Raw genomic sequence first — 14,934 nt, forward strand, 5'->3', positions numbered from 1 at the left:
GGCGTTAAGCGGGATGACTGGGAAAGTATGACTGATCCCTGTCCGGAGTGTGGAGGGCTTGAGTTCAACCATTTTTCAGTATCTGGCGGGCATTTCGGATCACGTGATTCTGCTATCGTAATGCGTTCTGATTTTTGGGATGCTGAGCAATCCCTATTCACACGATGCCGTGAGTGCCGCGAGATTCTTTACAAGCATCCTGCATTTGATCTCCTCTTTCCCTCCGATGATAGTGGGGAATTCTCTTTAGACTTCTAATCTCCTCTCACTAAAGCTAAAGTCGTCGTCTATCCGTTTAAGCCTCGCCAGCGGTGACTGGAACTGGGCGTAGTTATTGCTCATGTACTCGATGGTGCTGGAATGACCGGATACACCTGACATAGTCGATGTCGAGGGAAGGACAGAGGCCGGTCTTTGGCACCCCGTCCTGATTTCCTCGCGGGTGTCGCTCGAATCCTGTGGGGTGGCCGAACGATTCGAAAAATCCCTGTTACTCAACGAACAAAATGAGCAGAACGAGTAAAACGAACGTAACGAATAGAACGAATTAGTTGATGGCAACGAGTGTGTTTATCTCAATGAGCGGAACGAACAGTTGGTTTTAACATCGTAGTAATCCTCTCACCGAGTGAAACACCCTCACCGAACGCACCGAACTAAACGAGAAAAACGAACGAAACGAACACAACGAGAGAAACGAAGATAATGACCGACACCAACACCGCACGAATCACGGTGGCGAATCAGAAGGGAGGCGCGGGGAAGACAACCGACGTCATTCATACTGGCGGCGCACTCGCTGCCCGAGGCCACGACGTCCTCCTGGTCGACATCGACTACCACGGAGGGCTCACCTGCTCGCTTGGCTACAACGATCTGTACTACGATACCGACCGTACGACGCTGTTCGACGTCCTCGACTTCGACCAGATGGAGTCGGTGAACGACATCATCGTCGAGCACGAGGAATTCGACATCCTTCCCGCCAGCGAGAAACTCGCGAACAACAAGAACATCCAGACGCTGCTTGAGGCGCCGAAGAGTCGCGAGCGGTTGGAGATGACTCTCGACGAGCTCGACAAGGACTACGACTACATCATTGTCGACACGCCGCCATCCCTGAACGTCCTCACCGACAACGCCCTGGTCGCGACCGGCAACGTCGTCATCCCCGTCATTCCCGAGAAGCTCAACGCCAACAGCCTCCAGATTTTCGCGAAGCAGCTGAGTTCCCTCGAACAGGCGTACGGAGACATCAATCGGCTCGCTATCGTCTGTAACCGTGTCGAGCAGAACGCCGAGCACCGCAACACCATCGAGGAGATCAAGTCGGCGTACTCCCTCCCGGTGTTCGAGATCCCGAAGCGGACCGACCTCTCTCAGTCGATTGGCGAGGGTGTGTCCGTCTTCGGCTTCGGCAAGGAGAACCAGCGCGTCGAGGATGCACGCGATTTGTTCAACGAGATCGCGGACCTGTTCGACGAGACGTTTGAGAAGACTGCGCCTGAGGAGGTGGAAGCATGACCGACGGCTGGGGTGATGCTTCCGGCATCGAGGGCAACTACGAAGAGGAGGACCCCGAGGCTGATTCCAGCGAAACGAGCGAGGTGAGTGAAACGGTGGAAACCAGTTCATCGACCGGAACGACCGAATCGACTTCAACGAGTGAAACGAACGAAACGAGCAAAACGAAGACGAACATCAAGGACGAGTGGAATGGGCGGACGATCTACATTCCCGACGATGTCCTCGACGAGATGGAGGACACTTACCTCGAGTCCCAGCTGAAGCTCCGCAAGGCGGGCCAGGACGAGTTCAAGAAGAACCGCCACTTCTACCCGCTACTCGTCCAGTTCGGTATCGAGGCGCTCTCTGATGCGGATTCTGAGGAAATTCAGGCTCGGCTTTCGGAACTCGGAGACGAATGACCTCGCGCAGAAAGAGGACCGAGATTTTGTATAGCGATATACGATATACATTATCCTGTAGTGCGGAATTCCGGCGCTAAGAGACTTCAGTTCCTCGAATTCTCCCGATGGGTCGAATACAGAATGTGGTCCTGATTATGCTCGTAATCACGACCACTTTGAAGTACCCCGCCGCCGTCGGTGAAGCACGAATGCTGCAACCGCCTCACGACGGCGTTTCCCCCAGGGTAGAGGCACCGAGACCGGGCCCGCAGGACGGTGGAGGGCCGGTGGATGCCTGATCGAGCGCTTTCGACGCCGCTCGACGACAGCTTCGAGCGCTACCTCCAGGACAAAGGGAAAGGCCGTGGTGGCGACGGCGGGAATTATCGACGCAACGCAGCCCGCGAGCTTGAGCGGTTCGCCGAGTGGGCCGCCGGCGACCGAGGCGACGACGACCGGACCGGGATCGTCCCCGACGACGTCGACCGCGAGCCGACCTTCGACGATCTCGACGAACGTATCTTCCGCGAGTACGCCCGGCATCTCGCTGGTGACCGTGGCCTCAAGCAGAACACCGTCCAAACCTATTACCGCTATATCTCTGGGTGGTGTCTGGAAGTTGAGACTACAGCGGGATTAGCGGGGCTGTGATGCGTGGTTTCGGCCGAATCGATGACCAGAAACTGATTCAGATCGCTTTCTGGCCGGACGTTATAGTTGGATAGTCAACTCATCCGGGATGTTTCCGAGACCGCGGGTAGTGTAGCCACTCAGACATCGCGCTACCACGGTTAGATATCTTCGCTATCCGATGCCGGTTTCCTTCTTCAACAGCGTAAGCGTGTTGTCGGCCGTTACGATCGGCGAATGTTCATACTCACCGGTCAACTCGACCTGTACCAGCAAATCAACAGCGCGCCAGATCGAGTACAGCAGACACGCAAACGCGAAGTAAAAGAAGCGAAGCCCAAAATCCTTCGACGTCGTCGCCGCCATGAACCGTTTGATCGACCTGTACCCACTCTCGATCTCCCAGCGATAGCCGTACTCCGTGAGGTGACCACTCCCGCAATTCGTCATGAACACCGAATATTGTCGATGGTCGTCGTGCTCTGAGTCTTCTTTTCGACGATAGATTAGCGTCGTCTCGTGCCACTCATTCTTCCCGAGATGTAGTTTGCGGTCAGTCTCGTACCGATCCTGGTCCCGCTGGAGCAATCGCTTCGCCTGGGCTTTCTCGCTGGTCTGCATCCGCTTGGGCACGACATACGACAAGCCACGCTGGCTGAGCATCTCTAGGACGTGCTGACTGTCGAACTCCCGATCCATCAGCACGTTATCGACGTGTACCATCTCCTCAGCAGAATCCAAGAGGTCCTTGACGATTTCCAAGCGTGACTCCCCCTTTCGAACTGGCCGTGCGTCCAGTACAACCGGAATGGCGTTCCCGACTAACTGGACGGTGGCCCACTGGTAGGCGTACTCGTCGGTGTTCTCTTTCGTGCCAATGATCTCGTCCTCGCGGCCGGTGCGGTCACCGGTAAAGGGGTCGTCCTCGGTGATGTCGATCGCGACGATTCCGGCTCGAAAGAACTGCTCTGTCTCCGCAACTTCGCTCAGGAGCCGAGTGATGGCCTGCCGGTACATCTCTTGCACTTGGTCAACCGAGAGGTCGCGGATGTGCTCGCGATGGGCGTGCCCCAGCGGCGTCCGATCCCGAGTCGATTCGTAGAGGAAACTACGAGCCCCTTCGTTCGCAGCCAGCCGGTCGCGAAGTCCGAGATATGTCTGTAAGTCCCAGTAGGCGTTCTCGTGGATCTCACAGCCGTCCCCACGTTCCAGCGAAAACGCCGGGAACACGATGCGGCTGACGTGTCCGTTGATCTTCTCTGCCTGCTCCAACGTAGTTTGATCATTCGGGTCTGACTCACCAGACTCGTTCCCGTGGTATCGGAGCTTTCGTGTCGGTTCACGCGGAACCCCGACACCTGCATTCTGGGCTTTGATGAGGATCGTTCGAGCAGCTGTCTCCACTGTCTCTCGGAGGTCAGTGGTGAACCGCTCGTGCCAGCTTCGCCACAGTGTCGACTGGTCCGGGATCGCTTCGAAACCCAGTTGCTCGCGGAGTTCAGGGCGGTTCCTGAGGTAGCCAACGAGTGCGGTTTCGTGCTCCCACCCGTAGAGTTCTTTCAGTACGAACACCCGGAAGAGAGTGGCCATCTGGTAGCGTGTCGACCCCTCATACCAGTCGTGGGCACTGAACCGGAAGTAGGCTAAGGGGAGTGCACAGACGAACTCCTCGACCGAGTCGTGGCTCTCGTGGTCGAACCACATCTCCGACACTGTCCGGATATCGGATTCCAGTCCAGCGAGCGACGTTCGATCGTACAGCGGTGTCGAATCGTACGCTGGCCAGTCGATATGGGGACGCTGTGCAACTCGTCGATAGACAGCGCGTCGAGAGTCACGAGTTGGTGGCACTACGAGATACTAGATTCACCACACTCAAGACTCAGTTTGTGGTGATACAGACCAGAGGTGGACTGTTATCCTCCCCGATCGCCTCTCGTGGTTAAGCGACACTGACTAGACCGAAGACAGTCCACACCGCGCCAGATTGGTGACGATGTCGGCCTCCCCGTCTGTGTCTGCCGTGACCGTCGCAGGAGCGTCCGCCGTGTCGCCACGTCGATACCACCCTCGTTGGCGGGTCGCCAGAAGCCCTGGTTCGACAGCAGGTCTTATCATGGACTCAAGTTACGACCGCCGCCGGAAGAAGACGATCACGATCAGGAACGCACCGATCAGCACAAGAACGCCGAATCCAGGGCCACTCGCGTCGGTCGTCGTCTCCCTTGTTCCGTTGGCACTTGCTGTCTGGCTTGAGTTGTCTGTGGCGACGGTGGCCTGTTGTGTGGTCTCCTGCTCTGCTGGTGTTGGCTCGGTTAGCGTCTGGTCTGCTGATGTCGACTCAGCCGGCGTCTCGTCCGACTGGACCGAGACGGCCCCGGCAGACACAGTGCCGACCGTCAGCGTGTACTCGCCGGGGTCCGATGGCGTGAACGAGAGCGATACAGTCCGCGATGAATTCGAAGCGAGGTCGACATCGCTAGTGGCGACGACTGTCCCGTTAGCTCGTAACTCGGCCGTGTAAGTCCCAGCCGCACCGCCGAGGTTGCGGACGGTCGCGTTGACAGTGACTGCCTCGGAGGCGGTGAGCGTCTCCGACCGGCTGCTGGCACGCATGACCTCGAACGCTGGCTGCGCCGAGGCGATTGTGAACAGCGACAGCCCGGGCGATGTCCCCTCGAAGACATAGTGGGTGGAGTTCTCACCGACTTCGTCGGTCGGGAGGCGCGTCCACCCGTCTGTTCCGTTGCGATAGAGCGCCACACCACTCGGGTCGACATCGCTCTCGTTCAGGGCATCTTTCCGGATTCGGAAGCGGAACGTGACGCTGTCGATGTCCGAGTCGGGGTTGGTGTGGGTCACTTCGACGTAGCCCAGCGGGGACAAGCCGGTCTCGATCAAAAATGTCCGTGGATCCGTGTGGGCGCGGTCGCCGTCGGTTGCTCCCTGCGGATCGGACACGTCTGTTGTGTCCGTCCCAGTGTCGTCGGACTCTGTCGCGCGCTCGCTGGTATCGATGTCGGCGTCCCACTCGCGCACCGAGATATCGAACTCGCGGGATCCGCTCTCTGTCGGGGTGATCGACAGACTGTCGACGGAGACTGTATTCTCACCCTCGCCTTCGCTGTCGTCGTTCCCGCCACTCTCGTCCTCGCCATCGGTCCCGTCGGCGTCGGTCTCGCTGAGGTCGAGCGTGATTGGGCCGTCATCGTCGGAAGCATTAACGGTGAACGAGACGCTAGCGTCGCTAGACTGGGTGCCGCTGACGACGGTCTCGGTCCCAATGCTGGAATCGTCGGCAGTAGACTGATCGCCGCCAGTGTCGGTGGAGCCGCTACTCCCACTACTACTGCCACCATCGCTGCTAGCCGATTCAACGGTGACTTCGACAGTGTCCGTGTCGGTATTGCCTGCGGCGTCTGTGACGGTCAGCTCGACGGTGTAGGTACCTGGGCTGTCGAAGGTGTGACTCGTCGTCTGCCCGGTCGCGGTCGTCCCGTCGTCGTCAAAGTCCCAGTCGTAGCTGACGATGCCGACGTTGTCCATCGAGCCAGTCCCATCGAAACTCACTGACTGTCCTTCGTCGATGGTCGTGTCCGGCCCAGCGCTTGCGGTCGGCGGTGTCGAGTCAGTAGTCGTGAAGCTCAGGGTGGTGTCGTCGCTGATGCCGCCGAAGTCGTTCGGAGACGAGGCGGTGTCAGTGAGTGCACCTGCATCAATCCGGACGGCGTATTCCGTGTCTGACGCGAAGTTGCTCGTGGGAGTGATCGTCAGCGTGCGTCCGGAAATCGAGACCGTTCCGTCACCGCTGCCAGTGTCGCTGCTCACGTCGAAGGCCTCCCGGTCACCGAAGCCGCCGTCGTCCTCTCGGAGTGTGACACTCCCAGACCCGAAGGCGATGTCCTCACTGAACGTGATCGTGATGTCGTCGCCCTCGCTGACGCCAGTTGCGTCGTCAGCCGGCGTGCTCGACGCGATGGTCGGTGCGATGCCGTCGGTGACGCTGACGGTGACTGCTTTCTGGTATGTTCCCCCGCTGCCGTCGTCGGCTTCGAGGCGAACGTCGTAGTCACCCTCGGTGAGCGACCCGGCGTCGTCCGCGCGCAGGTCGCCGCCGCCAATGTTGAACTCGTCGTTGTCGGCGTCCCCGGTCCCGCCGACCAGCGAGAACGTGTGGCTGCTGTCGTCGACGTCCGTGGCCGAGAGACTCCCGACTACCGCGTCGGTGCCATCGGACTGGTCGACGCTAGTGCTGGTCAGGCTGATGTCCGTGGGGTCGTCGTTGACGCCAGTGATGCTGACAGTGACCGTTCCCTGCGCGGTGTCGTCGTCGCTGTCCGCGACCGTGTAGGTGAACGTATCCGTCGTGGAATCGCCGCTTGCGAGTGACTCGTACTGGCCGTTCGGGTCGTAGGTCCAACCTCCGTCGCTCTCGACCGTGACGGTCGCACCGGAGTCGAGCGTGACGGGATTTCCGTCGCTGAAACTGCTTCCGTCGACGGTGTCGAGCGACAGCGTGTCGCCGGCGTCGGGGTCGCTCGCCAGCACCAGCAGGTCGGCGCTGTCGCCGTCGGCGACCGAGACGGTGGTGTCCTCGTCGGTGCTCTGTGAACTGTCGTCGGGTGCGGTCGGTGGCTCGTCCACGTCGGTCACGCCGACAGTAACGGTCTGGGTGTTCGTGTTGCCAACGTCGTCGGTCGCGGTGACGGTGAGTTCGTAGTCGTTGTTGCCGTCGTCGTCTGCGGGACTCTCGTGGTCCAGTGCGCTATCGAGGGATAGCTTCCCAGTGCTGCTGTCGATGCTGAAAACACTGGCATCACTGCTGGCAGCACTGGACAGCGTGTACGCCGAGACTTCCGTGCCCGGTGGACCGTCGTCACCGGCATCCACGTCGAGGAAATCGCTCGCTGTGCTTTCCTCGTCGACCGACACGCTGTTGCTGGTGCCAGCACTGAATCCGGGGTCGGTGTTGTCGACGGTGAACGTCTCGCCGCTGGCGTAACTGCCGTCGGCAGTCCCGCTGGTGCCGTCACCGCCCAGCGGCACGCCGTTGCCGTTGGTGATGCCGTCGTCGTCGTCCAGATCGAGCCGGATGTCACCGTCGCCCGAAATCGAACCGACCGTGACCGTGACCGCGTTCACAGCCACACTGGTGACCTGCGACACATCTCCGCTCGCGTCACCGCTGACCCCCGTCGCGGTGAAATCGCCCGTGTCGACGCCGCTGACGCCCTCGGAGAAGCGCACGACGAACTCGACGCTGTCGGCGTTGGTGGGGTTCGATTCGCCACTCGACCGGTCGATAGCGGTGACTTCGGGCGCGTTCTGGACGGTGACGGTCGGCTCCGCCGAGACGGTCGTATCATCGGCCCACGCGAACTCGGGGGTGTAGGTGCCGTCGTCGGGTTCGTCGAAGGTGAATGTCGCCTCCCCGTCGGTGTCGGTGACCCTCGTGTCACTCGTGGCGAAGCCGTCCAGGCCGTCGTCGTCGACGATTTCGATGGTGACACCCTCGCCGGCGTCAGTTCCGCTCTCCTTGGCAGTCACAGTGATCGTACCCGACCCATCCTCGGCGACGGTCGGGCTGGTAGCCTCGACGCTGTCGACGGTGAGCGCCGTCGCTCCTTCCCAAGCGAGTCGCGGGTAGTCGGTGGTGACGACCCAGACCGAGTCGAAGTCGAGATTGCCCATATTGACTTGTGGGGCGAACCGCTGCATCTGGGTAGTAATGAGGCTGGTGGCGTCGAAGGACCCTGTGCTGTCACTGTCTTGCCCGTTTCCGTTCACGTCTGCGTCCCAGTAGGAGTTGGATACTGAGCCGGCGTTGTTCCCGACGAGTCCACCGAGTGTGGAGGTTCCCGAGACGCTACCGGTCGCGAACGAGTTCTTCACGTTGGCGCCGTTGTCGTTCTTCCCGACGAGGCCACCGACATCGAACGAACCACTGACACTACCCTTCGCGTAGGACTGCTCGATCAAGTTTCGGTTTTCGCCGACGAGTCCACCTGCCTGATTCCCTGAGCCGGAGACATTCGCCGTCGACCCAGTTCGTCTGACGACGCCGCTGGAGAGGCCGACGACGCCGCCAGTGTATCTGTCGCCACTGACCGAACCAGTCACCCGCGTCTCGACGATGTCTCCACCAGCGTTCCGGCCGACGATTCCACCCGTCTGATCGCTCCCGGTGATGGTGACGCTGGTGAATATCACGCCCCTGACGAGGCCGCTGCTCCCGATGTAGCCGAACACGCCTACCTGACTTGTCGAGGCTCGGTCGATTGTGAGTCCGGACACCTCGTAGCCGTCACCGTCGAAAGTGCCTGTGAACCCCGTACTGGAGTCACCGATGGGTTCGAAGCCGTTGTTGCTGTTGGCCGACGAACTGGCCACGGAACTGTAGCCCGCGGTACCCGAATTGAGGTCCGCCGTCAGGACAAAGTCCCCGCCGAGGTTCTGGCGGACGTTGTCGAGGTGGTGCCAGTTCGCTATCTCGTACGGGTCGCCATCGCTTCCGTCACCGCCGGCGTAGGCGTTGACGTTCTGGGCGTCCAGTTGGGCCTGGCGGTCGACTGACTGCAAAATCGGGTAGCCGTCCCCGGTGGTATCGGCGTCGCCGCTCTCGACTGTCTCCCAGGTGTTCGTGAAGTCGAACCCACCCATGTTCGATGAGGCGCTGGACCCCTGCATCTCCGGAGCGGGCGAGCTGTCGCCGGTCGACCCAAATCCTTGCAGATTGGTCCTAGTATTACTACCACTGTACCCAAACGCACTCCCTTGGTTTGTGGTTCCCTTGTCCCAGTAGGAGTCGCTCCAATCGGTTTCGTAGCTATATCCGGCCAGCCCGCCTTCGTAGGTGTTGCCGGACGTCGAGCCCGTAGCGTAGGAGTCTCGCACGCTGACCTGGAAGTTAGTTTCACCGACGAGAGAACCGGCAACGTCGCCGTCGACTGTCCCCGTCGCGTACGACTCTGCCACTGTACCCCCGTTTCGCGTCCACCCGACCAGCCCGCCCGCTCTGCCTGTGCCGATCACATTTCCCGTCGCGTATGAGCGGGTTACCCTCCCATCAAGATTCTCACCGACCAGGCCGCCGACGTTCTCGTCGCCGCTAACTGGCCCGGTCGCGTGTGACTCTCGAACCGTTCCCTCCGTCGTTCCGACAAGCGCACCGACTGAATTGGCTCCCGTGACATCGACCGACTCGAGACCGACGTTCTCCACGGTTGTCCCCGACCCGGCATATCCGAACAAGCCGACATCGTCACTACCTGACCGGTCGACGTACAGGCCCGTGATGGTGTGTCCGTTCCCGTCGAAAGTCCCCGTGAACTTCGTTCCGGAGTCGCCGATAGGGGCGAACCCATCGCCGCCGTTCCAGTTACTCGTCCCGCTGGCGTCGATATTGTCCGTGAGCTCGTATTCTTTGCCCACCCCCTCGTTCTCGATACACTGGAGCCGGTCGATGGTGTCGACGTCGAGTTTCCCGTCACTGTCACCGTCGTTGTAGCTCACCGTGCTACAGTCCGGAGCCGTGTTGCCCGCCGCCGATGCGACGCCGACGACACCAGTGCCGGTCACCAGCATCGCCAGGCCGACTAGGCCGACGAGATACACCGCCAGCAGTCTGCCGGCCGTGCGAGTCACACCGACCACCGCCCGAACTGGGGCCGCCTCGCAGTCCGTCTCGGGCGCGCTCGACCGCTCGTCCATGGGTGCTGCCGTCGGCCGTCAGGACACTCCAGGCTCGTGACCACAGAACGACTCCCATAGAGACACGGTACCAAAGACACGTTGCTGGCAACTACGCAGCATATCGGTGTAAAGATGGCTTGCATATATACGCAACAGTGACAACGAGGTAACCAGTACGTGAACACAACCGCACGGGGTCGACTCAGTCGAGTCTCAGGTCGTGTGAAAAGGCGTCCTCGAAGACGGTCCGTTCGGCGTTGCGCAGGTGATGGAGGAACGTCGAGGCCGAGGAGTCCAGCGTCTCGGCCACGTCCTCGGCACTGGCCTGCTGTGGGCGCTCGAAAAAGCCCGACAGCGAGGCCGCCCGGAGTGCGTTTTCCTGTTTCTTCGTTAGCCCGCTGAACGCGCTCGGGTGGTCGTCGTCGACGGGGCGCTCGGTACAGGCGTACATGGTCACCTCGGGCCAGTGGTCCTGTACGGCGTCGACGATGGCACTGAGATCAGTCCGGCACGGGAACTCCACGGTCAGATTCAGACGGCCGTCACAGACGGTAATCGAGCGCAGTATCTCGCCGTACCCGCCCAGAACTCCCCTGATCGACCCTGTCTCGGCACGAATCGACACGATCGCAGTCGTCTCCGTTTCGGTGACGACGGTCGCCGCTGTGACCGACGGGAGCTCCGCTGCAGTCGCCCGAACTGTCTCGGCGTCCACATCAGCCGTCTTGACGAGGTATGTCGAACCGGGGCCACCCTCGGCGTGCAGTTCCTCAACGACCAGCTCCGGGAACTCGTCGTCTTCCTCGTCGCCATCCTCGACAGCCAGTGCCCTCGACAGGGCTGTCAGGACGTGGTCGCCCGTGTACCGGAGCGAGAGTTCCGTTACTGTCTCACCGGCCAGCGCTTCCTGCTGGCGGTGGACCTGCTGTTTGAACGCGAGGGCGGCCGCCACTTCGTCGACCAACTGTCCTGCCACGTCGCTGCCGGTATCCGTCCGGACGACCGTGAGCGCGCCGTAGGACAGTCCTTCGTGGACCAACGGCACCGACCGCACCGAGAACAGTCCACACCGCTCCAGTTGGGCGACGATGTCGTTCTCTCCGTCCATGTCTGTCGTGACTGTCACGGGGTCGTCCGTGGCGAGTGTGCGTCGTGTCGCTGCGTCGATGGCGCTCCCCTCACCGGGGTGCCGGAAGCCCCGGTCCGATCCGTGGTCGGCGATCACAACCGGATGCTGGTCGCCACCTCCTGGTCCTTGCTTCCGGACGACCCAGGCCGACTCGTAGCCGTAGTCGTTGACGAGCAGGTGACAGACACTCGAAGCGATCTCCCGGTTGGTCGATGTCTGCAAAAGGAGTTGGCGGATGGCTTCCTTGCCGTCGCGTTCGGACTGGACTTGCTCTCGGGTCTGTTGTATTTCTCGTTCACGCTGTTTCCGTTCGGAGATATCCCGGGAGTTGATCACGTAGTTGCCATCGGGTGTCGGGTTCGACGATCCGACGGATTCGATCCACTTGTAGGAGCCGTCTGCCATCAGGTGCCGGTATTCGACCGTTTCGACGTGGTGGTCCTCTCTGGAGACGATGGCAGCAAACGCCTTGACGACCCGGTCCCGGTCCTCGGGATGGAAGTACTCCGCGACCTGTTTGCCGACCAGTTCCTCTTGATCGTATCCGTAGAGGCGTTCGATGGACGGACTCTCGTACAGCACCACGCCTGACGGGCCCAGCAGAGTCAACAGATCGGTCGAGTGCAGCGGCAGCCGCTTGAGCGATGAGACATCCTCCAATTCAGGAGTTGTCTGTGACCTCGACTGCTCGTCCCTATCCATGGGCCCTTATTTGTTCGATTCCGGATGGGTGCTTCGGTCAGGTCATTAGAAAACACACGGCTCTGTGATTCCGGAACTACGGGCAAAGGGCGGTTCAGTTTCACCGTCTAACCACTGTCTTCGACAGACTGCTCAGATAGGTTCCATCCCGTATGCATTGAGAGCAGCAGTCTCAACTACCATTAACGTAGTTTGATCATCCGGGTCTGACTCACCAGACTTGTTCCCGTGATATCGGAGCTTTCGTGTCGGTTCACGCGGAACCGCGACACCTGCATTCTGGGCTTTGATGAGGATCGTTCGAGCGGCTGTCTCGACAGTTTCTCGGAGGTCAGGGATGAACCGCTCGTGCCAGCTTCGCCACAGTGTCGATTGGTACGGGATCGTCTCGAACCCCAGTTTATCGCGGAGTTCAGGGTGGTTCCTGAGGTAGCCAACGAGTGCGGTTTCGTGCTCCCACCCGTGGCATTCTTGCAGGACGAACACCCGGAAGAGAGTGGCCATCTGGTAGCGTGTCGACCCCGCATACTGATCATGGCATCCGTCTTTAGCTAATACACACAGTAATACCGAATCGCCGTGATTTACGACTGATTTTCGTCCGAACAGCACCTCAAGGAACCGAAATCCCTCCTTGCCATTGCCTCTCATCGCTCGATTTCACACTGTATGGTGTCTCGATGGACTGAATCAGCCTGTTGAATACCACCAATTATCATTAGAGAGAAAATTATTACCGTCAGTCTTAGCTAAAGACGAATGCTGATCATGGGCGCTAAACCGAAAGTAGGCTAGCGGGAGTGCACAGACGAACTCCTCGATAGAGTCGTGACTATCGTGATCGAACCACGTCTCTGAGACTGTCCGGATATCAGATTCCAGTCCAGCGAGCGACGTTCGATCGTACAGTGGTGTCGAATTGTACGCCGGCCACTCACTATATTGTCGTTGGGCGATCCGTCGAAACACAGTCCGACAGGACTGACTGGTGTAGGGCATCAGTCTATAGAAAGTAGAACGAACTCAAAATGCGTGTTATATTTAATTAAACGGGGGTGGGTGGTGGGGTGGGTGTGCCTCTGACGCTTCGCTGGATACCAGTTTGAGAGGTATCCGGTTCTATTATTATTGAGGAAGAACATAATTCTGAACCCAATAGATATACCTGATCAATATTGTCAACGTCTAAGTATTGGCCTTACTATCTATCTTCTAACAGCGAGAGAATCCCGGCGTTCACGCCGGGCGTGAATCGCGTAAGCCCGGTGCCACAGTCCACGCGGGTCTGTCGGGCCGGATATTCCACTTTCACTCCGGTTGGCACACCATTATGTAGCCACTCCGCCACAGGCTATGTATGGCGAATCTGGTCACGCGCACCTACGTTGCGTCCATTCGCAACCACCAGCAGGTGCGCGACGACCTCAATTCGCTTGGGTTCGCCGCCTCGAAACTCTGGAACGTCGCCCGGTGGACCTGCGACTGTATCTGGAGTGAAACCGGCACGATTCCAGACCACGGCACGCTCAAAGCGTACCTCAAGAGTCACGAACGCTACGCGGATTTGAACGCTCAATCCAGTCAGGCAATTCTCGAAGAATTAGCTGAAGCGTTCGACTCGTGGTACGCCCACCGTCAAAAGGGCAACGGGGACGCGAACCCACCCGGCTACCGCAAGCAGGGCGACGAGCATCCCCGCTCGACGGTCACGTTCAAAGAGGACGGTTTCAAACACGACCCCGACCACAACAGGATTCGACTCTCGAAAGGAGCGAATCTCAAAAAGTCGTGGTCGGACTTCGTTCTCTGCGAGTACGCCACCGACCCGGATGTGGACGTACAGCACGTCCAGCAGGTCCGGGCGGTCTGGACCGGTAAGGAGTGGGAGTTGCACATCGTCTGTCGCGTCGACACTGGCGACCCGGACCCTCCCGGCGACCGGGTGGCAGGTATCGACCTCGGCATCTGCAACTTTGCCGCCGTCGCGGTCGGAGACGAGGCCCTGCTGTACCCCGGCGGCGCACTCAAAGAGGACGACTACTACTTCCAGAAGGAGCGAGCGACGTGCGACGACAGCGACTCCCACAAAGCGCAACGACTAGACCGGAAGCGCCGGGGGCGGCGTGACCACTTCTTGCACGCCGTCTCGAAGGATGTGGTAGCTGAGTGTGCGGCCCGCAACGTCGGGACGATTGCCGTGGGCGACCTCTCTGGTATCCGCGAGGACGCCGATTGGGGCGACCACGGCAATCTGGACCTGCACGGATGGGCGTTCGACCGCTTCATCGAGATGCTGGAATACAAAGCCGCCGAGCGCGGCATCAGCGTCGAGCTCGTGGACGAGCGCGGCACGTCCAAATCGTGTGCATCCTGTGGGACGACCGACGACAGCCAGCGCGTCGAACGTGGGCTGTACGTCTGCGACGAGTGCGGGGTGGTCGCCAACGCCGACGTGAACGGAGCCGAGAACATCCGACAGAAGGTACTCCCGAATCTCGTCTGTGACGGGGGAGATAGGGATAACGGCTGGATGGCACAGCCAGCGGTGCGCCTGTTCGACAAATCCACGGGGCAAGTCGCCCCACAAGAGTGGGCGTCCCGCGAACCATAAGATCCCAACGCTTGGGAAACCGCGCCGTTCACGGCGCGGAGGATGTCATGTATAGTGTAACTCGTAGATTGCCTCTGCTAATAGGTGTCAATACTCTATCCAGTTTTAATCCGTGAATTGCCGCTGCGATAATGCATCCCCCTAAACCGTTTATAAAATGAGGGTTTCGGACCTTCATTGCAGAAATTAAAGCAGAGAAAGCAGCATAGCAAATGATATAATTAAGACAATTGAAACATATAATAATAAACCGACAAACT

The 14,934-nt window shown here is 59.7% G+C and carries 6 protein-coding genes and 3 pseudogenes; 4 read left to right on the forward strand and 5 right to left on the reverse strand.

Annotated elements, in window-relative coordinates:
• Positions 1-705: 705 nt before the first annotated feature.
• The 3 genes and pseudogenes from MUG95_RS16160 to MUG95_RS16170 all read left to right on the forward strand — a co-directional run.
• A complete protein-coding gene (locus MUG95_RS16160) occupies positions 706-1,524 on the forward strand; it encodes a ParA family protein (protein ID WP_247010763.1) in 819 nt (272 codons plus the stop codon).
• Positions 1,521-1,928 carry a DUF8160 family protein gene (locus MUG95_RS16165; protein ID WP_247010764.1) on the forward strand — a complete coding sequence of 136 codons (408 nt, stop codon included), beginning with the start codon at positions 1,521-1,523 and terminating at the stop codon, positions 1,926-1,928. Before MUG95_RS16160 ends, MUG95_RS16165 begins: the two co-directional genes overlap by 4 nt.
• Positions 1,929-2,201: 273 nt before the next feature.
• Positions 2,202-2,522 (forward strand): annotated as a pseudogene (locus tag MUG95_RS16170) (site-specific integrase); the annotation flags it as partial.
• Between the two features lie 192 nt (positions 2,523-2,714).
• On the opposite strand, the gene MUG95_RS16175 reads toward MUG95_RS16170, so the two are convergent.
• From MUG95_RS16175 to MUG95_RS16195, 5 genes and pseudogenes are all read right to left on the reverse strand, one after another.
• Positions 2,715-4,391, reverse strand: coding sequence for a transposase (locus MUG95_RS16175; RefSeq protein ID WP_247010765.1), 1,677 nt, complete (start codon positions 4,389-4,391; stop codon positions 2,715-2,717).
• Between the two features lie 276 nt (positions 4,392-4,667).
• Positions 4,668-10,250 carry a PKD domain-containing protein gene (locus MUG95_RS16180; protein ID WP_247010766.1) on the reverse strand — a complete coding sequence of 1,861 codons (5,583 nt, stop codon included), beginning with the start codon at positions 10,248-10,250 and terminating at the stop codon, positions 4,668-4,670.
• Between the two features lie 184 nt (positions 10,251-10,434).
• On the reverse strand, positions 10,435-12,063 hold the full coding sequence (locus MUG95_RS16185; protein WP_256463879.1) for a bacterio-opsin activator domain-containing protein: 1,629 nt from the start codon (positions 12,061-12,063) through the stop codon (positions 10,435-10,437).
• Between the two features lie 183 nt (positions 12,064-12,246).
• Positions 12,247-12,600: pseudogene (locus MUG95_RS16190) on the reverse strand (transposase); the annotation flags it as partial.
• A gap of 234 nt (positions 12,601-12,834) precedes the next feature.
• Positions 12,835-13,062: pseudogene (locus tag MUG95_RS16195) on the reverse strand (transposase); the annotation flags it as partial.
• A 358-nt stretch (positions 13,063-13,420) separates the two neighbouring features.
• On the opposite strand from MUG95_RS16195, the gene MUG95_RS16200 reads away from it, so the two are divergent.
• Positions 13,421-14,674 carry an RNA-guided endonuclease InsQ/TnpB family protein gene (locus tag MUG95_RS16200; protein WP_247010768.1) on the forward strand — a complete coding sequence of 418 codons (1,254 nt, stop codon included), beginning with the start codon at positions 13,421-13,423 and terminating at the stop codon, positions 14,672-14,674.
• Positions 14,675-14,934: the final 260 nt, after the last annotated feature.

It is taken from the genome of Halorientalis litorea, assembly GCF_023028225.1.
Classification (GTDB): domain Archaea; phylum Halobacteriota; class Halobacteria; order Halobacteriales; family Haloarculaceae; genus Halorientalis; species Halorientalis litorea.